This window comes from Chromobacterium phragmitis, from assembly GCF_003325475.1.
Classification (GTDB): domain Bacteria; phylum Pseudomonadota; class Gammaproteobacteria; order Burkholderiales; family Chromobacteriaceae; genus Chromobacterium; species Chromobacterium phragmitis.
In genome coordinates this window covers 3,557,993-3,578,582 of record NZ_CP029495.1, presented here as the reverse complement: position 1 = coordinate 3,578,582, position 20,590 = coordinate 3,557,993, and the positions used below count along the sequence as shown (strand labels likewise).

The following is a 20,590-nucleotide window of genomic DNA, read 5'->3' as shown; positions in this document are numbered from 1 at the left end:
AGAAGCGGCGGCTCCCCAACCGCCGCTCGCCACCCGCCGGCATGCCGAATATGCAAACGGCGGGCGCGCGCCACGCATGATCGCTTCTCAAACGGCCGTCATCGAACCGGCAGAACGCCTCATCGCCTTGCGCCGCGCGACTGCTGCCTGCCGAGCCCCATGCTTTCACCCATTGGCATAAGCCAGCCTGGCCTCCCTCTCCCGTCGGCGCGACAACGCCCGAGCATAGATATTCGCGGCGACGACCCCCACAGACACCGCGACGATCACCAGCGTGGCCAACGCGTTCATCTCCGGACTCAGGCCCAGCCGCACCCGGGAAAAGATCACCAGCGGCAGCGTGGTGGAGCCTGGCCCGGACAGGAAGGCGGTCAGCACCAGATCGTCCAGCGACAGCGTGAACGACAGCAGCCAGCCTGACACCAGCGCCTGCGAGATCAAGGGCAGCGTGATCACGAAGAACACCTTCAGCGGCCTTGCGCCCAGATCCATCGCCGCCTCCTCCAGCGACAGATTGAGCTCCCTCACCCGCGACTGCACCACGATGGTGACGTAGGACACGCACAGCATCACGTGGCCGATCCAGATGGTGAACACGCCCCGTCCCTCCGGCCAGCCGAAGCTTTGCTCCATCGCCACGAACAAGAGCAGCAGCGAGATGCCCTGAATCACCTCGGGAATCACCAGCGGCGCGTTGACCATGCCGGTGAACAGCGTGAACAGGCGGAAGCGGCCGCAACGGCCCAGCACGAAACCGGCCCAGGTGCCCATCACCACCGATGCCGTCGCCGTCATCAGCGCGATCTTCAGACTGAGCCAGGCGGCGCTGATCAGCTCGTCATCATCCAGCAGCGCCACGTACCACTTTGTGGAGAAGCCGGACCACACCGTCACCAGCTTGGATTCGTTGAAGGAGTAAACCACCAGCAGCGCGATGGGCAGGTACAGGAAAGCGTAGCCCAAGCCCAATACCAGGAAGGACAAGGGTTTGCTCGGCTTGATCATTTCGCCTCCTCCATGTTCTTGACCTGATAGTGCTGGAACAGCGCCATCGGGACCAACAGCAGCAGCACCATGCAGCAGGTGACGGTAGCCGCCATCGGCCAATCCATATTGTTGAAGAATTCGTCCCACATCACCCGGCCTATCATCAAGGTGTCGGCGCCGCCCAACAGCTCCGGGATCACGTACTCGCCCACCGCGGGTATGAACACCAACAGACTGCCAGCGATGATGCCGTTCTTGGACAGGGGCAAGGTCACCTGCCAGAACGCGCGCCACGGCCTGGCTCCCAGATCGTAGGCCGCCTCCAGCAGTGTCAGATCCATTTTCACCAGGTGCGCGTACAAGGGCATGATCATGAATGGCAGATAGGAAAACACCATGCCGATGTAGACGCCCCAGTTGGTGTGGTACAGGTGCAGCGGACTGTCGATCACCCCGAGCCACAACAGGAACTGGTTGAGGAAGCCGTCGTTCTTCAGGATGCCGATCCAGGCATAGACGCGAATCAGATAGGATGTCCAGAACGGCAGCATCACCATCATCATCAGCGTGTTGCGCGCCGCTTCCCCGGCCCTGGCGATGTAATAGGCCATTGGATAGCCGATCAACAGGCAGAATACGGTGGAGACAAAGGCCATCTTCACCGAACTGAGATACGTGGCGAAATATAGATCATCGCTGAGCATGAACTGGTAATGGCCCAGATTCAGCGCGATGCTGAGCACGCCGTTTTCAAGTTTGGCAAGCGGCGTGTAAGGCGGAATCCCCAACTGCTGCTGGGAAAAACTGATGCCCACCACCAGCAGGAAAGGCAGCAGGAAGAATACGAACAGGAACAGGAAGGGCACGCCGATCACGGCCCCACGGCCCGTAGGCAGACAGCGTTTCAGATCCGGTAGTTTCATGGCGGCACCACGACGCGCCAGGCGTCAAAGCGTTGCTTCCCCATCGGCGACGCGCCGCCGATACCCTAATCCGCCTGGATGGCGGCCGATGTCCTGCAGACGTCCTGCCGGCTGTGAAAACAGGCGACGGACTGTTCTTGGGAATAGGCGGCCGGACAGGATCGTCCGGCCGGATTCGGGCTTAGTGGCCCGTCTTCAACTGGGTCCACAAACGGTTTTGCACGCGCATGATTTCCGGCGGCAAGGGCTTGAGCAGGAACAAGCTTTTCATGACCGACTCCGGCGGGTACACCGTGGGATCATTGGCGATTTCCGGCTTCACGTACTTGCGCGCCGCGACATTGACAGTGGGATAGAACACCGTATTGGTGATTTCGGCATTCACCTCGGGAAGACTGACGTAATTGATCCATTTATGCGCCTCCTCAGGGTGCGGCGCATCCTTGGGAATCACCATCACATCGAACCAGACCGGCGCGCCGCCCTTGGGCAGGACATAGGCGATCTGGTAGGGCCTCTTAGCTTCCGCGGCCCTGCGCTTGGCGATATGGACATCGCCAGAGAACCCATAGGCGAAGCAGATATCGCCATTGGCCAGGTCATTGATATAGCCGGAAGAATTGAACTGGGTGATGTAGGGACGGATCTTCTTCATCATGTTGAAGGCCGCTTGATAGTCCGCCGGGTTCTTGCTGTTCGGATCCTTGCCCAGGTAATGCAGCGCCGCCGCGAATACGTCGCTGGGCTGATCCAGCACCGAGACCCCGCAGCCTTTCAGCTTGGACAGGTATTGCGGATTGAACAGCATCTCCCAGCTCTCCAACGGAGCCTTGTCGCCCAGCGCAGCCTTGACCTTGGTCAGGTTGTAGCCGAAACCATCCGTGCCGTAAGCCCATGGCACGCCGTGCGCGTTGCCGGGATCGGCGTCCGCGATCTTGGCCATCAGCGTCTTGTCCAGATTAGCCAGGTTCGGCAGCTTTGACTTATCCAGCTTCTGATAGATGCCGGCTTCGATCTGCTTGGCCATGAAATTGGAGGTCGGCACCACGATATCGTAACCCGAATGCCCGGTCAGCATCTTGGCCTGCAGGGTATCGTCGCTGTCGTAGACATCGTATTTCACCTTGACTCCGGATTGCTTCTCGAATCCCGGAATGGTGCTCTTGGCGATGTAGTCGGACCAGTTGTAGACGTTCAAGACCTTGCCCGCGGCCAGCGCGCCGGTGGCCGGCAGCAATAGCAACAGGGAGCACAGCGCTTTGCGAACCAGTTTCTTCTTCATGACAGGCTTCCTAAAAAGTAGCACAACCATAAACGCCTCCGCTTCCTGCCCGCGGGGCTCGAGTCACTGCATTCCATGCTGTCGCCGATCCGGCGCATGCGCGCCCCGGCGTACTGCCAACATATACTCTGCGGCCATCGCCGCAAGTGCTCTTGGCGTTACGGCATGTAAAACGATAAGCGAATTGGATTCAACGGCGCGGGAAGGAATGGCAAGGCGGGCCGGCGCGCGGCGCCTTCGCGAAAACGCGGGCGGGAAGTCTGAAGAATGCGAAACCTGCCGGACAGCGACATGCGGCTGACATCATCGTTTCCTCTCGGGATCTCCATACTGCCGATGCGTTTAATTAAATTAACGCACTCATATTTATGTCATCACTTTTTAACCACATTCCTTGAAACACGCAAGCAGGGCATGACGCGGATCCCGCAGTCGGCGCCACGCTGCGCTTTCCGGAACGCCCCGCGGAACGCGCCATCGCCTCCCACCCGCGCCACGAACCTCGCCAATTCAAGGCAAATAACAATGGCATGAAAAATTATCCGATTTATTCACGCGGCCAAGGCGTGGGAAACGCGCAACATGCCTGCCGCGCGGGCGCAGATTCGCGCTGCCAAACAAAAAGGCCGCCAAAGGCGGCCTTTCCGGCACGGCGCGTGCGGAGAATCAAAACAAGCGCGTGACCAGGGCCTTGTCATCGTAACCGGCGAAACCGGGGACGCGGACCTGCATCCCGTTGCCCGGAGCGACCTGCACCGCCTCGCCGTTGCGGATCATCTCGGCTAGTTCGATCACGCGGTTGCCGGACGGATGGATGATTTCCAGCTTGTCGCCGACAGCGAAACGATTCTTCACCTCGATCAGCGCCCAGCCTTCGCCATCCACCTCGATCACGTCGCCCACGTACTGGCTCTGCTTGGCTTTCGAGTGGCCGGTCAGGTAGTTCTGGTAATCCTGGCTTTGATGGCGCTCCAGGAATCCGGGCGTGTAGCCGCGGTTGGCCAAGCCGTCTAGATCAGCCAGCAAGCCAAGATCGAACGGTCGGCCGGCAACGGCGTCGTCAATGGCCTTGCGGTATACCTGGGCGGCGCGCGCCACGTAATACAGGCTCTTGGTGCGGCCCTCGATCTTCAGCGAATCCACCCCGATCTTGACCAGCTTCTCCACCTGCTCGACGGCGCGCAGGTCCTTGGAGTTCATGATGTAGGTGCCGTGCTCGTCCTCGATGATGGGCATCAGCTCGCCCGGACGGCTGCCCTCCTCGATCAGATAGGTCTTGTCGGCCAGCGGATGGCGCTGCTGACTGCCGCAGGACGAGAAGTTCTGGTTGGCCTCTTCCATCGCCTTGTTGAAGTCGAACTGGATCACCTGCACGTCGCCGGCGGCGTCGCCCTCGGTGTCGTGCACCTTGTAATCCCAGCGGCAGGCATTGGTACAGGTGCCTTGATTCGGATCGCGATGGTTGAAGTAGCCGGACAGCAGGCAACGGCCGGAATAGGCGATGCACAAGGCGCCGTGCACGAACACTTCCAGCTCCATGTCCGGGCACTCCTGGCGGATCTCGGCGATCTCGTCCAGGCTCAGCTCGCGCGACAGGATGATGCGCGACACGCCCAGCTTTTGCCAGAACTTGACGCCCATGTAATTGACGGTATTCGCCTGCACCGACAGGTGGATCGGCACTTCCGGCCATTTTTCGCGCACCATCATGATCAGGCCCGGATCGGCCATGATCAGCGCGTCCGGCTTCATCGCGATCACCGGCTCCATGTCGGCCATATAGGTCTTGATCTTGCTGTTGTGCGGCAGGATGTTGCTGGCGACGAAGAACAGTTTGCCGCGCGCGTGGGCCTCGTCTATGCCCTGTTTCAGCTCTTCCAGCTTGAAGTCGTTGTTGCGGGCGCGCAGGCTGTAGCGCGGCTGGCCGGCATAGACGGCGTCGGCGCCAAAATCATAGGCGGCGCGCATCTTGTCCAGCGTGCCGGCCGGCAGCAAGAGTTCGGGTGCTTTGATCATTGCTTGAGAAATTCTCGATGTGTTCAGTTGAGCAGACAGGAAACCGGCAGCGGCTCCTTGTCCGGCTTGACGAAGGCCTTGCGCGCGGAGTCGGTCAGGAGTCGCTCCGCGGAATAGTATTGCTCCAGCACGCCGCGGGCGTCCCGGACCAGATCGCCGCAGCTGTCGAGGAAAGCAGGCCAGTCCTCGATCAGCTCGGGCTTGGACGCGACGCGGCTATAGGCGATGGCGAGCAGGGCCATCGTCAGCGTATGGTTGTACTTTGTCGCCGCGCCGTTCGCCATCGCGAACCGCGACAGCGCGTGCGCGCAGCGCGCGGCCGCCTCGGGCGCCGGGTATTCCCGGCGATAGCCCCAGGCCGCGTACAGGTGGGCTTGATGATTGAAATCCGATGCAGGCAGCGCATTGGTTTCCAGCTGACGCAGGAATACCTGGTGCTCCATGTTGCAGACACTCCGCAGTGCAAAAAACGACAGGCTCCACACCATAGCGGAGCCTGTTTGAGTTCTATCCGGCCGCGATTATGCGCGGCTGCAAGGACAGCGTCAAGCCCGGATTGATTCTTGACGAATCTTTAAGCTCATGTTTTAAAAGCCGTTTTACTTGCGCGGTTTTTGCAACAGCGCCCACAAGGCGCCGAGTTGCCCACCCAGCGCAAGCAACAGCAAAAGCGGGCACAGCAAGGCCGCCAGCGCGCTTTCCGTCGTCCCTGCGCGCCACAGCGCGGACGACAGCATGAAAATCAGCGTCGACAGCGCCAGAGTGGCGACGGCCAGTCTGCGGTTGTCGCGCAGGCGTTGAATCAGTTTGATCATGAACTTCCGTTTCCTCTTGAAAATCAACGTCCGCCGGCCACGAAATCAGCCATCCGGGACAATGCCTCCAGTTCGTCGGCGAAAAAACCGGCAGCGGCGCGGGCGGAGAGATTGTATTCGCCGGGATGCTGCCGCATCCCGTGCTCCTCTAGCAGACCGCGGAAAGTGGCCTGCGGTTCCAGGCCCCTTTCGCGGCACAGCGTGATGAACCAGCGATTGCCTATCAGCACGTGGCCCACTTCGTCGCGCAGGATGATGTCCAGCGCCGCGACGCTGGCGTGATCGCCGATTCCCGCCAGACGCCGCTGGATGCCCGGCGTGACGTCCAAGCCGCGTGCCTCCAGCACGCGCGGCACCAGCGCCATGCGGACCATCGCGTCGTGATCAGTCTTGCGGCACATCGCCCACAGGCCGTCATGGGCCGGGAAATCGCCATAAGCGAAACCCAGCTCGCTCAGCCTGCCCTGCAGCAGACGAAAATGGCCTGCCTCCTCTGCGGCCACCTTCAGCCAATCGTCGACGAAAGCGTCCGGCAGTTGACGGAAACGCCAGGCGGCATCCAGCGCCAGATTGACTGCGTTGAATTCGATATGAACGATCGCATGCAACAGGGCTCCGTGGCCATGGCGGGTGGACAGACTGCGCTTGGGCACGCGCGCGGGGTGGACCAGCTCCGGCCGTTCCGGGCGCCCCGGCTCGGGCAAGGCATAGGCCGGCGGCGCGTCCCGCCTGGCCAGCCTGCCCGTCCGCCAATCGCGGAACAGGCTTTCCGTCCATGCCATTTTGTCCTCAACCACCGGACACAGCAGCGCGCGCTCGATCAGGGGATACAGCGATTGTGCTTGGCTCATGAGAGCGGATTTTAAGCTTGCGGGGGCTACAGGCCAAGCGCGTCCGCTGCGGACGTGGGGCTGCGCCGCTACTCCTCAACGGTCTCGCCCTGGCTCGCCAGCCATCCCTCGAAGACTTTCAGTTGCTCTTCGAAAAAGACCATTTTCCGCTTGGCGAGGTCCAGATCATGCGCTTTGCCGGCCTTTTCCACCGTCTCGGCGGCGTCTCCCATGCCATTGGCGCCCACCATGCGGCTGGCGCCCTTGATCCGGTGCGCGGAAAAACCAATCCGCTCGGCGTCCTCCGCCTCCATCGCCGCCCGCAGCTCGGCCACATCCTCGCTGTTGCCGGTCTGGAATTCCCTCAAGATTTCCAGCTCCACGCTCAGGTCGCCATTGCTGTACACCTCCAGCACGCTGCGGTCTATCGGAGACTCTCCGCCCTCGACGCCATCTTGCTTCGCCGCCTCTTGCTCCGGCGCAGACGCGGCATCCCCGCTAGGCTCCGGCGCCATGTCCCGCTCGATGGAAGGTTCGCCCGCCATCGCCCCCATCCACTTTCTCAACGTCGCTTCCAGCGCCAGGATGGACAGGGGCTTGGTCAGAAAGTCATCCATGCCCGCGTCCCTCGTCTTGTCCACCTCTTCCTTGGCCGCGTTGGCTGTGCAAGCGACGATGGGGATGCGGCCGCGTTCCGGATGCGACTCCTCATGCGCCCGCACCAGCCGCGCCAGCTGATAGCCGTCAATGCCGGGCATGTGGCAGTCGGTAAGTATCAGCGAGTAGCGCCCGGACAGCCATTTGCTGAAGGCGCGGTCGCCATCCTCGGCCCAGTCCGCAGGGTAACCCAGCTTTTCCAGCTGCTTCAGCGTCAGCTTGCGGTTGGTAGGGTTGTCCTCCGCGAACAGGATGGGAAACAATCCGCTGCCCGCGCCGCCGGCGCTGCCGGCGGGCATGCCCGTCGCGACGGACTCCAGCGGCACCCTCTGCTCTGGCAGCATCACCGGCTCCACCTGTTCGGCCAGCCACTCCACCTCCATCAGCAGGCGTGCGCAGCTGCCCTTGCCCTGCTCGCTCTCCATCTCCACGTGCCCGCCCATCAGCCCGGCCAAGCGGCGGCAGATGGCCAGGCCCAGGCCAGTGCCGCCAAAGCGGCGGGTGGTTTCCGAATCCGCCTGAGTGAAGGGCTGGAACAGCTTGCTCAATTGCTCCTGCGACATGCCGATGCCGGTGTCTTCCACTTCGAAGGACAGCACCTGGTAATTGGCTACCGTGTCCATCACCTTGACTCGGATGTCCACCCGGCCGCTAGAGGTGAACTTAATGGCGTTGCTGATGAAGTTCTGCAGAATCTGACGGACCCTCAACGGGTCGATGATCAAGGTAGGCGCCAGCTTCCCATCCAGCGTCAGCGACAGTTCCAGGCCCTTCTTGCTGGCGTTTTCGTGGTAAAGGCTGCGCACGCTGTCCATGAACGGCCGGATCGCGGTGCGGGTAGGCACGATTTCCAGACGATCCGCCTCGATCTTCGAGAAGTCCAGGATGTCGTCTATCAGCCGCAGCAGCGTGTTGGCCGAGTCCTGTATCGTGCCCACGGTATCCTGCTGCTCGGCATCCAGCTTGGTCATCGCCAGCAGCTCCAGCATGCCCAGCACGCCGTTCATCGGCGTGCGGATTTCGTGGCTCATGGTGGCCAGGAAGGCGCTCTTGGCGCGGTTGGCCGCGTTGGCCTGGTCGCGCGCCATCCGCAATTCGAACTCGGCCATCTTGCGCTCGGTGATGTCGAGGCAGGCCAGGATGATCACCGACTCGCTGGCGTCCGGGAACAGCAGCTGCCCCTCGAACAACACCCAGATCGGCCTGCCAGTGCCGGTCAGGCACTCCAGCTCGCAGTGGATGCGCGCGTTGTCCTGCTGCATCTTGGACATCTGTTCGGCCAGTTCGTACCAGCCATGCTCCGACGCCAGCAGCTCCATCAAGTGCATGCCGGACAGGCCGTATTCGTCGCCGACATCGAATATGCTTTCTGCGGTGAGGTTGGCGCGGGTGATCTGGAAGTGCTCGTTCAAGCGCAATAGGCCCACAGGCGACGCCGAATACACCGCCTCCTCTTCCTGCAGCACCGCGCGCAACTGCGCCTCGGACAGTTTGCGCCGATCCTCTTCCGCATAGAAACCCAGGATGTTGGCGTAAGCGCCCAGCAAGGGCAGGATGCTGATGCCCAGTTGCGACAGCGTGGGCCGCAGCAGGCACACGCCGGCCGCCGCCTCGCCGCCCAGCATCACCGGCAGCGAGACCCAGGACGGCTGCGCCGTCAAGCTGCGGAATAGCGCCGCCAGCGGCATTTCCGCTTGCGACAGCTGCTGCGGCAAGGGAAGGAAATCAGGCCAGGAGCCGGCCTGGGGCACCAGGCCCTCTTCTCCCTCCTCGCTCACCGCCCATGCGACCAGCAGGCATTGCTCCGAGCTGGTGAAATCGAGAAAAGTGTTGTGCAGCCTCTGGAACACCGCTCCGCGCTCCGCCCGGGACAGCAACATGGCCTCGATTTCCGAAATCACCGACAGCAGGGCCACGCTTCGCTCCAGCGAGCTTTCCGCCAAGCGCCGCTTGTGCTCGTCGCGCACGATGAGGATGTCCAGCGGCCGGTTCGCGTCCTCCTGGAATCGCCCCACGCTCAGCATCGCGTGGAAGCGCTCGCCGCCGCTGCCCATGCCCTCCACCGGCATGGAGCGCCCGGTTTGCACCTCCAGCGCGGCCAGCACCGACAGCAACTCGTCGTCCACCACGAACAGCTGCCGCGCCGGCATGCCCACCAAGGCGCTCATCGGATATCCGAACATGCGCCCGGCGCCCTCGTTGGCCATGTCGATCACGCCATTCTGGTCAACCACCAGCATCGCATCGCCGGATACATCCAGCATCCGCTGCAGGAAGTCCAGCGGCTTGAGCACCTTGCGCACCACCACATAAGACAGGAAAGCCAGCAAGGCTAGCATGGCCAGCCCGAACACGCCCTCTCGCAACAAGATGCCAAGATAGTGGGAACGGTTCTCCCGCAACCTCTGCTCCGCCTTGGCGGCAATCAACGCCTGGGCTCGCTCCAGCACAACCTCCAGTTGCCGCTGGTTTTGCCGATAGTCCGTCGCCTGGCTGAACTGCAGCCGCCCATCCATTTGCTCCAGTTGTATCTGCGTCAACAGCTGCAGGCGATTTCCCTGCATGGCGATGTCGGGTAGTTGGCTCGACAGGCCCGCGTCGCCAATGCTGTCCAGCCGAGACTGCAGCCGCTTCAGCATCAGCATGCCGGCCCCCACGCCTCGCGCCAGCTCCTCCTCCGCCCGGCGGTCCAGCCTATGCTTGAGCCCCGCACGCACCACCAGCGCCTGCGCGCCAGAACGGAACCAATAGTCCAGCGCCACGGCATCCTGCCTCAGCCAGGCCAGGTTTCCCACTCGGGAGTCGCCGCCCGAGGCCATGTCGGCGACGGCGGCATCCAGCAGCAACTGGATTTGTCCTTGCACATCCCGGGTCTGCTCATACAGGCGGCGCAGCAGCGCCTCGTTCGTACCGCCTCCCGACTGCATCGCCTGCCTGGCGTCAATCCGCAGCTGTTGGTACTGGCGAACCAGTTCCCGCAGCTTGGCGATGCGCTCCGCGGTTCTGGCGTCCTCATGGCCATGCCAGGCGGTAACCAGCGTAAGGAAGCGCTCATCCACCTGCCGAGCCTGTCGCGCCAGCTCATCGGACGTTGACGCTCCCGTCAGCAGGCCGGACATCAGCATCCCGCTTTCCCGCAATTGCAGATCGGAAAAACCGCTCAGTTGGACCACATCCTGATTCAAATGCACCAATAGCTCGGACTGCTGATAGGCTCTCCAGGCCGACAACTGCAACAGCACCATCACCCCTGCCTGGGCGGCGCCCAGCAGAAACACGATAGCGAGCACGCTTCGCCCTATCGACATCGCCTGGCTGCGGCTGCGTCCGCCCAGCTGCATGGCTTAGTGCCTCGCCACCGAAGGGTTTGCGGCCACCTCGTCGCCTTCCGACACATAGATGTGCGCGACGCCGTAGCGTTCGCTGTAATCCCGCAGCACGGTAAGCTGGTTGGCGGAGATGGTGGCGCCCCGCGGCAAAAGCAGATGCCCCGCTCTGCTGCGCAGGTCCCGGGTCAGCAGCGAGCCGGGTTTGATCTTGTCCAGCGTCAGACAGCGCTCCTCAGGCTCTTCCTGGCTGACTGGCGACCGGGTTTCGAACAACCGGCCGAATACCTTCTTGTCGTACTCGGTGCCTGTGGCCACGTTGTAATAGCTGAACGGATCAATCTCCGGGCGCTCGCGGCTCATCGCCACCTGTATCGCCTTTTCCACATCCGCCGGCTTGGGCGGCTTCACCACAAAGCCGTCGGCATGCAGCTGGCTGGCCAGCACCACATTGGTCCGGTCCGCGTGGCCGGACAAGAAGACGAAGGGCAGATTGGACACGTTGGCGGTATGGCCGCAGCGCAGCTCCTTGAGCAGATCCATACCGTTCATCGGCTGCATCTGCACATCGCACAACACGATGTCCACCATGCGGATATCCAGCAGCCGCATGGCCGCCGTGCCGTCCGCCGCCTGGAAAATATGCTCCTGCTTGATGCCCATGCTCTGCAAAGCCTGCGAAATCAGCGTTCTGACCAGCGTCTGGTCGTCGACTATCATGATGCGCAGGCGGGCCAGGTCGACCGAAATCATCGCATCTCCTTACACAGGGGTTTCGCTTGAAGCTGGGCTGCCATTCGGCACGGCGGCGATCTCCTGCAGCAACTCCTCCTCCGGCACCACCAACGACACCGCATCGCCTCGGCCTTGCGTACAGCCCATGGCCCGCGCGACCGAAACGGCGTCATCGTCGTCAAGCTCGGTGGCGCACACCTCAGCCTGTCCCAATCCGAAGGACCGCAGCATCTGGAAAGCCGCTGGCTCCTCCCCCCTCAACGCGCGCATCCACTGCAACGTCTCCATCGGAACGCTCACCTGGTCGAACGGCAGGCGAAAGAGATTGCTGACCGTCAACGAGCCCTGGCCAAAGCCGCCTGCCAGCAGACGGAAACCCAGATACTTGATCTTGGCGATATTCTCGAAGCACAATCCATCCGAACGGCGATTGAGCCCATCTGCGAGTTCGAAGCCGAGACTGGCAGGCGATACCTGATACTGCTGCAGCGCGACGAAGCAATGATCGAACACATTGTCGGCGGACAGGCAAGCCTCGTCGATGCGGATATCCACCCGACACTCCTCCGCCCCGCAAGCAGAACGCGTATCCTGCAACAGACGGGCCACCCGCTCCACCAGCATCTCCAGCGCGGCAGGGGACGCGCCTCGCCTTCCTGACAACAATTCCAACAATTTTTCCAGCGGCAGCCGCCCGCCATCCCGCAGCAGCAGCGCCGTCAATGAAAAGGCGACCAGCTTGCGGCTGGACAGCGCTCGGACAGGCGCGAACTCCAAACGAAAGCTCTCGGCGCTCAACTCCGCCAGCAACGACTCGACATCGCTCGCCGCGGGCGCGGCGCGCCGCTCCATTTCGTTGAAGATGCCGTTGAGCGAGGCGACGAAGGCCTCCGCCGAATAGGGTTTGGACAGGAAGCGGGCACAGGCGATGCCCAGATTGGCCGACATGTCGGCTATGGTCTGCAGCGTTTTTCCGTCATAGCCGGAGATGATGAGCAAGGCCGAGCGGTAGCCCAGTCTGGCGACATTCTTGATGAAGTCGATGCCATTCATGCCCGGCATGCCGATATCCGTGATGATCAGATGGTAGCCGCCCTCGGCAATGCTGCGCAGCGCTTCTGCCGGATCGCTGAACTCGTCAATGTCCACCGCGAAGCGGCTGAAGAAGCTGGCTTGGCGCGAAATCAGCTTGCGCAAAACCAGCTGATCGTCCAGAACCAGGAAACGCTTGGGTTTCAGCTCCATGCCAGATTGCCCCTTTCCATGCGCGGCGAGGTCGACCCTGGGCGGGATGGCCGTAATCGCCCGGGAGAGTGAGAGCTGCGGAAAACCAAATGGATACGCGATGCCCGCGCCATCATCTCGCTAAGACATTCGCGTAAGCAGGCATTGCGTAATACCATGTATAGGCTGACAAATATGGCAGCACAAGACCGTGCCGACACGAAGGCCTCGGAGCGGCCGAAACCCTGCCCGAGAACTCGCTCCGCCCGAAAAACCTGGAGAAATCATTGCATGACTGATGCGCCACGCTGCCCATGGTGCGGAGATGATCCGCTCTATGTCGACTACCACGACACGGAATGGGGCCGCCCGGAACGGGACGACCGCAAATTGTTCGAGATGCTGGTGCTGGAGGGCGCCCAGGCCGGCCTGTCCTGGATCACCATATTGAGAAAACGCGAAGGCTACCGCGCGGCCTTCCACAACTTTGACCCGGCCAAGGTGGCGGCCATGAGCGACAACGACGCCGAGCGCTTGATGCAGAACCCCGGCATCGTGCGCAACCGGCTGAAAATCCACAGCGCCATCCGCAACGCCAAGGTGTTTATGAGGATGCAGCGTGAACACGGCAGCTTCGCCGACTGGCTGTGGGCGCATGTGGATGGCCAGCCCATCGTGCGCCAGCGCGATGACGAGCGCGTGCCCGCCAGCACCGAACTGTCCGACCGCATCAGCAAGGAATTGAAGAAGGCGGGCATGAATTTCGTCGGCAGCACGGTCATCTATGCCTATCTGCAGGCCTGCGGCGTGGTCAACGACCACTTGCCGGATTGTTACCTGCATCCTGCCGGCTAAGCTTGGCGTCTCTGGCCTGTACATGAAAAACGGCCGCGTCAAACGAAGCGGCCGTTTCTTTGACTCCCGGCGGCGGCCGACTCAGTCGAACGCCAACTGCTCGTTGCGCGCCTCCACCATCACCGTCGACTTGGGCGGATACTTTCCGGCCAGAATGGCCTTGGCCAGCGGATTTTCCAGTTCGGCCTGGATCGCGCGCTTCAGCGGACGCGCGCCGTATACCGGATCGAAACCGGCCTCGGACAGCAACGCCAGCGCTTCATCGCTGATCTGCAGGTTCAGGTCCAGCTTGGCCAGCCGGCTCTCCAGGCTCTTCAACTGGATGCGGGCGATGGACTGGATGTGTTTCTCGTCCAGTCCGTGGAACACCACCACTTCGTCGATGCGGTTGATGAACTCCGGACGGAACTGCGTCTTCACCTCGGCCATCACGGCAAGCTTGATCACCTGGTAATCGTCAGTAGCCATCGCCTGGATCTGCTGGCTGCCGATATTGGACGTCATCACGATCACCGTGTTCTTGAAGTCCACGGTGCGGCCCTGGCCGTCGGTCAGCCGGCCGTCGTCCAGCACTTGCAACAGCACGTTGAACACGTCCGGATGCGCCTTCTCCACCTCGTCCAGCAAGATCACGCTGTACGGCTTGCGGCGCACCTGCTCGGTCAAATAGCCGCCTTCCTCGTAGCCGACATAGCCCGGAGGCGCGCCGATCAGCCGCGCCACCGAATGCTTCTCCATATACTCGGACATGTCGATGCGGATCAGGTGGTCCTCGCTGTCGAACAGGAAGCTGGCCAAGGTCTTGCACAGCTCGGTCTTGCCGACGCCGGTCGGCCCCAGGAACAGAAAGGAACCGTAGGGCTTGTTCGGGTCGGCCAGGCCGGAGCGCGAACGGCGGATGGCGTCCGCGACCGCGGTCACCGCCTCGTCCTGCCCCACCACGCGCTGATGCAGCACGTCCTCCATTTTCAGCAGCTTTTCGCGCTCGCCCGTCAACATCTTGGACACCGGGATGCCGGTGGCGCGGCTGATCACCTCGGCGATCTCCTCGGCGCCCACCTGGGTGCGCAGCAAACGATTGGGCTTGGCCTCGTCCTGGCCGCCGGCGGCCTCGGCCTCTTTCAGCCTGGCCTCCAGCTGCGGCAGTTTGCCGTATTGCAGTTCGGCCAGCTTCTGCCAGTCGCCCTTGCGCTTGAGCTCCTCCATATCCACCTTGAGGCGGTCGATTTCCTCCTTGATGCTCTGCGAACCCTGTTGCGCGGCTTTTTCCGCTTTCCAGATTTCCTCCAGGTCGGCGTATTCGCGCGACAGTTCGGCGATCTCGTCCTCAATCAGCTTCAACCGCTTTTGAGAAGCCTCGTCGCTTTCCTTGTTCACAGCCTCGCGCTCGATCTTCAGCTGGATCAGCCGGCGGTCCAGCTTGTCCATCGCTTCGGGCTTGGAGTCCAGCTCCATCTTGATGCGGCTGGCGGCCTCGTCGATCAGGTCGATGGCCTTGTCCGGCAGAAAGCGGTCGGTGATGTAGCGCTGGGAAAGCTCGGCGGCGGCGACGATGGCTGGATCGGTGATGTCCACGCCATGGTGAATCTCGTACTTTTCCTGCAGGCCGCGCAGGATGGCGATGGTGTCTTCTACCGACGGCTCGCCCACCAGCACCTTTTGGAAGCGGCGCTCCAGCGCGGCATCCTTCTCGATGTACTTGCGGTATTCGTCCAGCGTGGTGGCGCCGATGCAGTGCAATTCGCCGCGCGCCAGCGCCGGTTTCAGCATATTGCCGGCGTCCATCGCGCCATCGGCTTTGCCGGCGCCGACCAGGGTATGGATTTCGTCGATGAAGATCAGGGTGCGGCCGTCGTCCTTGGACAGATCATTCAATACCGCTTTCAGCCGCTCCTCGAACTCTCCTCGATATTTGGCGCCGGCGATCAGGGCCGCCAGGTCCAGCACCAACAGGCGCTTGCCCTTCAGGCTTTCCGGCACTTCGCCGTTGACGATGCGCTGCGCCAGGCCTTCGACGATGGCGGTTTTGCCCACGCCCGGCTCGCCGATCAGCACCGGATTGTTCTTGGTGCGGCGCTGCAGCACCTGGATGGCGCGGCGGATTTCATCGTCGCGGCCTATCACCGGATCGAGCTTGCCCTGCCGCGCGCGCTCGGTCAGGTCCATCGTGTATTTCTTCAAGGCTTCGCGCTGATCTTCGGCATCGGCGCTGTTGACGTTCTCGCCGCCGCGCACCGCGTCTATCGCCGCCTGGATGGAGGCGTGGTTGCCGCCGTGCTCTTTCAGCAGGCGGCCGGTCTCGCCCTTGTCCTGGGACAAGGCGGACAGGAATAGCTCGCTGGCGATGAATTCGTCGCCCAGCTTCATCGCGATCTTGTCGGTGACGTTGAGCAGATTGGCCAGATCGCGCGACACGGTGATCTCGCCGCCATGGCCCTGCACGCGCGGCAGGCGCTCGATGGCCAGCTTCAGGCTGGCCTTCAAGGCCGGCACATTGACGCCGGCGCGCGCCAGCAGGCCTCCGACGCCGGCCTCTGCGTCGTCCATCATCGCCAGCAGCAGATGCTGCGGCTCGATGTAAGCGTTGTCGCCCGCCACGGCCAAGCTCTGGGCATCCCCCAGCGCTTGCTGGAACTTGGTGGTCAGCTTGTCGAATCGCATGTTGTCGGCTCCCCGGAAAATCTGTCGATGACTTCCATTTTGGGGAGGGACGCGGCCATTTCAAGAGTTGTCAAACGCCGGCGATTGACTACGCTCAAATCACAACATGGCATAAATAGCTGTCGATTTTAAATCCATTGTCAAAACAAGGGGGATGTCCATGAAACGCAACGCCTTGCTCGTTGTCGGCTTGACCCTTCTCGCCTGCCGCGCCCAAGCCGACGATTTTTCCTTGCTGCTGTTCGGCGCCTCCGTCCACCATGGCTGCTCCACTTGCAATCTCAATCAGGACAATCCCGGCGCAGGCGCCGAGTGGGCGTTTTCCGGCGATCAGGATCGCGGCCGCTGGTTCGCCCGCGCCGGCGCCTACCGGGACTCATTCCGCAAAAACGCCAACTACGCCACGCTGGGCTGGAGGCGGGAGTGGGAGATGTTCGGACCTGTCATCGCCGGCATCGGCCTGCAGGCCGGCTACCTGCACGGTTCCGGCCACAACGGCCCGGCCGCGCTGCCCACCCTCAGCCTGGGCACGAAATCGTTCGCGCTCGAAGTAGGCTATCTGCCCAGAGTCAACGTAGGGAGCCACCACCCCAAGACTTCGGTCACCACCTTCAATCTGCGATGGACCTTCTAACCGCCCGCGCATGGCCCGGGCGCATGCCTGGAACGCCGGAGGCGGGCGTGAGACAATACCGCCATCCGAATTCCTTTCCGCCGCCCGCGTCGGGCGGCGGCGCCTGATATCGATGACCCACTCCCACGCCCAACTGTCCTGGCAAGACGGCCAACCCATGTCCGCCGTTTTCGGCGACGTCTATTTCTCGCGCGCGTCCGGCCTGGAGGAAACCCGCCACGTCTTCCTGCGCCACAATCAACTGGCAGAGCGCTTCGCCGCGCTGCTGCCTCATGATGGCTTCACCATCGCGGAAACCGGTTTCGGCACCGGCTTGAATTTCCTGTGCGCTTGGCAGTGCTTCGATGCGCGCGCGCCGGCCGGCGCGCGGCTGCATTTCGTCAGCGCCGAAAAATACCCGCTGACCCCGGTCGATCTGGCCCAGGCGCTGGCCTTGTGGCCGGAGCTCGCCGACCTCTCCGGCCAATTGCTGGCGCAGTACGACGTACTGACGCCAGGCTGGCACCGCTTCGTATTGGCCGACGGCAGAGTGACGCTGACGCTGATGATAGGCGACGTGCTGGAGACGCTGCCGCAACTGGACGCCCGCGTCGACGCCTGGTTTCTGGATGGTTTCGCGCCCGCCAAGAATCCCGGCATGTGGCAGCAAGCCCTATTCGACCGGATGGCGCGCCTATCCGCCCCCGGAGCCAGCTTCGCGACGTTCACCAGCGCCGGAGAGGTGCGCCGCGGCCTGGCGGCGTCCGGATTCGAAGTCAAAAAAGCGCCTGGCCACGGCAAAAAGCGCCACATCAGCCACGGCTGGATCGCCACGCCGCCCGCGCCGGACTGGCAAGCGCCTTGGTTCGCCCGCCCGGAGCCGCGCTGGCGCGAACGCAGCGCCGTCGTCATCGGCGGCGGGCTGGCCGGCGCGGCAAGCGCGCGCAGCCTGGCCCTGAGGGGCTGGCAGGTGACTATCGTCGAACGCATGCCGGGCTTGGCCGGCGCAGCCTCAGGCAACCCTCAGGGCGTGCTCTACGCCAAGCTGTCGCCGCACCTGACGCCGCTGACCCGGCTGGTGCTGTCCGGCTACGCCTACAGCCTGCGCGCGCTGCGCGGCTTGCTGCCCGAGGGCGACGACTGGCAGGCATGCGGCGTGCTGCAACTGGCTCACAACGAGAAGGAAGCGGAGAAACAACGGGCGCTGGACGCGCTGAGGCTGCCGGAAACCGTGATGCGTCTACTGGACCGGGAAAGCGCCAGCGAACTGGCCGGCACGCCGCTGCCGACTGGTGGCCTGCACTTCCCTCAAGGCGGCTGGGCGCATCCGCCAGCGCTGGTGGAGAAACTGGCCGACCATCCGAATATCCTGGTCAAAACCGGCCATACCGCGCTGGAATTGGACTACAACCCAGCGCAGCGCAGCTGGACAGTCAGCGATGAGAGCGGACCATTGGCGACCGCCTCCGCGGTGGTGCTGGCCGGCGCCGCGGAGACCGCGCAATTCGACAGCACCCGCCACCTGCCACTGAAGAAAATACGCGGACAGATCACCAGCATCGCCGCCAGCGAGGAAAGCCTTCGCCTGCGCGCGGTGCTGTGCGGCGAGGGCTACCTCTCCCCCGCCCGCGGCGGCCGCCACTGCCTGGGCGCGACGTTCAAATTCGACGCCGACGATCTCGCCGTCCGCGACGACGAGCACGCGGAAAATCTGGCCATGCTGGCCGCGCTGGCGCCGGACCTGCGCGCCAGCCTGACCGAAGACGCGCCGGAACAGCTGGGCGGGCGCGCCGCCTTCCGCTGCACCAGCCCTGACTATCTGCCGCTGATCGGCCCGGCGGTGGCCGCGCGCGATTTCTTCGCCGCCTACCGAGAACTGGCGCGGGACGCTACCTTGCGGCCCGCAACGGCCTGCCCCTGGGCGGATGGCCTATACGTCAACGCCGCCCATGGCTCGCGCGGACTGATCACCGCGCCGCTGTCAGGGGAAATCCTGGCATCGCTGCTGGAGGGAGAGCCCGCTCCATTGCCGGCCGACCTGATGCGGGCCGTCCATCCGTCCCGCTTCCTGTTGCGCGACCTGATTCGCCGCAAAGTGGACCCAGACGCGCCCTAAGCAGACTCAGGCCGTCTCCACGGAACGCGCTATCGCCTCTCGGATCGCCTCGGGAATCGGCACCGATTTCTCCGCCTGGTAATCCACCCACACCAGCAGCACCTCGGCACTGGCGTAAACCACGCCGGGATCGTCCCGCCGGTAAAAATGGTGGCGCAGCTTCAAGCTGCTGCGCCCCAGCTTTTCCAGTTCGATGGTGATGTCCAGCAAGGCGGGATAGGTCAGTTGCTTGCGATAGACGCAACTGGTGCTGGCCAGCACAGGGCCGATGCCGTCAGGCTCGATGCCGAACCCCAGCGCCTGCAGCCACTCGATGCGGATCTGCTCCAGATAGCGGAAATAATAGGTATTGTTCAGATGTCCCACCGCGTCCATGTCTCCCCAGCGCATGCTGATGGAACGCGTATCCAGCACCGGCAACGGCGTCGTCAAGGTTGGCTCCCAATCGTCAGGCAAATCGCCATGATAACGGCAAAATCATGCCGTCAGCCTTATCTACCGATTCTTTTGCGAAAGTGTTAAGCCAAGACGGTTTTGATTACATCCCGTCACACAAGCGCTCAACAATCATGCTACTGCCCGGCGGGTCCGATCTGGATAATGTGCCTGTCTGGTTCGCGGGCTCCACCCAGGAGAACACGAGCGGGACGCGATCGAAGCAGGGTCCCGACCATGTCTCGATCACCTGAGCGAAGGTGCAATTCAGAGCCCCACTGGGGCTCTTTTTTTTACCCCCTCTGCGCCGGCCCCGCTAGCCGGAAACTCGCCGGCGGTGCACAATGGCCGCCATTGACCGCTTGCAAGCTCTCCCATGTGGAAATCCATACTCGCCATCGCCGTCGGCGCATCCTGCGGCGCCGTGCTGCGCTGGTTTCTGGGCCTGCGCCTGAACAGCCTGCTTCCCTCGCTGCCGCCCGGCACATTGGCCGCCAACTTGATAGGCGGCTACATCATCGGACTGGCCGTGGCCTTTTTCGCCGACATGCCCTCGCTGTCGCCAATGTGGCGGCTGCTGATCATCACCGGCTTTTGCGGCGGACTGACCACCTTCTCCACATTCTCGGCCGAAGTCGTGGACCTGCTGCGCCAGGGCCAGTTGCAGCCGGCATTCTCCGCCATCGCCGTCCATGTCAGCGGATCGTTGTTGATGACCATGGCCGGCATCGCCAGTTGGCATTGGCTTCGACGCTAACGCTCGAAGAGACGATGGACCGCCACAAGCGGCCATGATTTCAAACGCTGCCTCTTCAGCGCCAGGTCAAGCAAACAGTCCGCTTTCCATGTTCCGAACTCCAGCAAACCCTTCGCGAAGGAAAACCAAGCCCAGCGGCATGCCGCCCTCACCGAAGCCGGCACTAAGCGCCAAGCCCGCCCTGCTGCTGGCCCGCGCCGCCACCAAGCTGCAGCCAGGCACTCAGCATGCAACCATCGAAACACCAGCCCGGATGCGGCCCAGCGCGTCCCGCCTCCTTGGCCAGCGCCTGTGACGCGCCCGCAGCGCCGAACCATGAAACTTTCGCGAAAAGTCAAAGTCAGCTCGATTCCCCCTA

At 62.8% G+C, this 20,590-nt stretch carries 16 protein-coding genes; 4 read left to right on the top strand and 12 right to left on the bottom strand.

What is annotated here, in order from left to right:
- Positions 1–165: 165 nt before the first annotated feature.
- The 10 genes from DK842_RS16910 to DK842_RS16865 all read right to left on the bottom strand — a co-directional run bounded on the left by DK842_RS16910 (position 166) and on the right by DK842_RS16865 (position 12,816).
- Positions 166–1,005 (bottom strand): ABC transporter permease subunit, encoded by an 840-nt coding sequence (locus DK842_RS16910; RefSeq protein WP_114062502.1) that lies wholly within the window; start codon positions 1,003–1,005, stop codon positions 166–168.
- A complete protein-coding gene (locus tag DK842_RS16905) occupies positions 1,002–1,910 on the bottom strand; it encodes an ABC transporter permease subunit (RefSeq protein ID WP_114062501.1) in 909 nt (302 codons plus the stop codon). Before DK842_RS16905 ends, DK842_RS16910 begins: the two co-directional genes overlap by 4 nt.
- A gap of 181 nt (positions 1,911–2,091) precedes the next feature.
- Positions 2,092–3,192, bottom strand: coding sequence for a polyamine ABC transporter substrate-binding protein (locus DK842_RS16900; RefSeq protein WP_114062500.1), 1,101 nt, complete (start codon positions 3,190–3,192; stop codon positions 2,092–2,094).
- A 666-nt stretch (positions 3,193–3,858) separates the two neighbouring features.
- Positions 3,859–5,205: a prephenate-dependent tRNA uridine(34) hydroxylase TrhP gene (trhP, locus tag DK842_RS16895; RefSeq protein WP_114063778.1), complete on the bottom strand. Its 1,347-nt coding sequence runs from the start codon at positions 5,203–5,205 to the stop codon at positions 3,859–3,861.
- A 26-nt stretch (positions 5,206–5,231) separates the two neighbouring features.
- The gene (locus DK842_RS16890) at positions 5,232–5,651 is read right to left on the bottom strand and encodes a hypothetical protein (RefSeq protein WP_114062499.1); all 420 of its coding nucleotides are present in this window, start codon (positions 5,649–5,651) and stop codon (positions 5,232–5,234) included.
- A 156-nt stretch (positions 5,652–5,807) separates the two neighbouring features.
- Entirely contained in the window at positions 5,808–6,023 is a 216-nt protein-coding gene (locus DK842_RS16885; protein WP_114062498.1) for a hypothetical protein, read from the bottom strand.
- Between the two features lie 23 nt (positions 6,024–6,046).
- The gene (locus DK842_RS16880; protein ID WP_114062497.1) at positions 6,047–6,874 is read right to left on the bottom strand and encodes a ferritin-like domain-containing protein; all 828 of its coding nucleotides are present in this window, start codon (positions 6,872–6,874) and stop codon (positions 6,047–6,049) included.
- Between the two features lie 68 nt (positions 6,875–6,942).
- The gene (locus DK842_RS16875; protein ID WP_114062496.1) at positions 6,943–10,851 is read right to left on the bottom strand and encodes an ATP-binding protein; all 3,909 of its coding nucleotides are present in this window, start codon (positions 10,849–10,851) and stop codon (positions 6,943–6,945) included.
- A 3-nt stretch (positions 10,852–10,854) separates the two neighbouring features.
- Positions 10,855–11,589 carry a response regulator gene (locus DK842_RS16870; protein ID WP_198414561.1) on the bottom strand — a complete coding sequence of 245 codons (735 nt, stop codon included), beginning with the start codon at positions 11,587–11,589 and terminating at the stop codon, positions 10,855–10,857.
- A 9-nt stretch (positions 11,590–11,598) separates the two neighbouring features.
- Positions 11,599–12,816, bottom strand: coding sequence for an EAL domain-containing response regulator (locus DK842_RS16865; RefSeq protein WP_114062495.1), 1,218 nt, complete (start codon positions 12,814–12,816; stop codon positions 11,599–11,601).
- A gap of 270 nt (positions 12,817–13,086) precedes the next feature.
- Here DK842_RS16865 and DK842_RS16860 point away from each other — a divergent pair, with 270 nt between their 5' ends.
- Positions 13,087–13,650 (top strand): DNA-3-methyladenine glycosylase I, encoded by a 564-nt coding sequence (locus DK842_RS16860; protein WP_114062494.1) that lies wholly within the window; start codon positions 13,087–13,089, stop codon positions 13,648–13,650.
- Between the two features lie 81 nt (positions 13,651–13,731).
- On the opposite strand, the gene clpB is transcribed toward DK842_RS16860, so the two are convergent.
- Positions 13,732–16,311, bottom strand: coding sequence for an ATP-dependent chaperone ClpB (gene clpB, locus DK842_RS16855; protein WP_114062493.1), 2,580 nt, complete (start codon positions 16,309–16,311; stop codon positions 13,732–13,734).
- A 160-nt stretch (positions 16,312–16,471) separates the two neighbouring features.
- Here clpB and DK842_RS16850 point away from each other — a divergent pair, with 160 nt between their 5' ends.
- Positions 16,472–16,945 carry a hypothetical protein gene (locus DK842_RS16850; RefSeq protein WP_114063776.1) on the top strand — a complete coding sequence of 158 codons (474 nt, stop codon included), beginning with the start codon at positions 16,472–16,474 and terminating at the stop codon, positions 16,943–16,945.
- Positions 16,946–17,057: 112 nt separating this feature from the next.
- Positions 17,058–19,040, top strand: coding sequence for a bifunctional tRNA (5-methylaminomethyl-2-thiouridine)(34)-methyltransferase MnmD/FAD-dependent 5-carboxymethylaminomethyl-2-thiouridine(34) oxidoreductase MnmC (mnmC, locus tag DK842_RS16845; protein ID WP_114062492.1), 1,983 nt, complete (start codon positions 17,058–17,060; stop codon positions 19,038–19,040).
- A gap of 6 nt (positions 19,041–19,046) precedes the next feature.
- Here the strand turns inward: mnmC and DK842_RS16840 are convergent, their stop codons facing one another.
- Complete coding sequence (locus tag DK842_RS16840) at positions 19,047–19,472, bottom strand: acyl-CoA thioesterase (protein ID WP_232538510.1); 426 nt, start codon at positions 19,470–19,472, stop codon at positions 19,047–19,049.
- A gap of 379 nt (positions 19,473–19,851) precedes the next feature.
- Here DK842_RS16840 and crcB point away from each other — a divergent pair, with 379 nt between their 5' ends.
- Positions 19,852–20,232 carry a fluoride efflux transporter CrcB gene (crcB, locus tag DK842_RS16835; protein ID WP_114062491.1) on the top strand — a complete coding sequence of 127 codons (381 nt, stop codon included), beginning with the start codon at positions 19,852–19,854 and terminating at the stop codon, positions 20,230–20,232.
- Positions 20,233–20,590 lie beyond the last annotated feature (358 nt).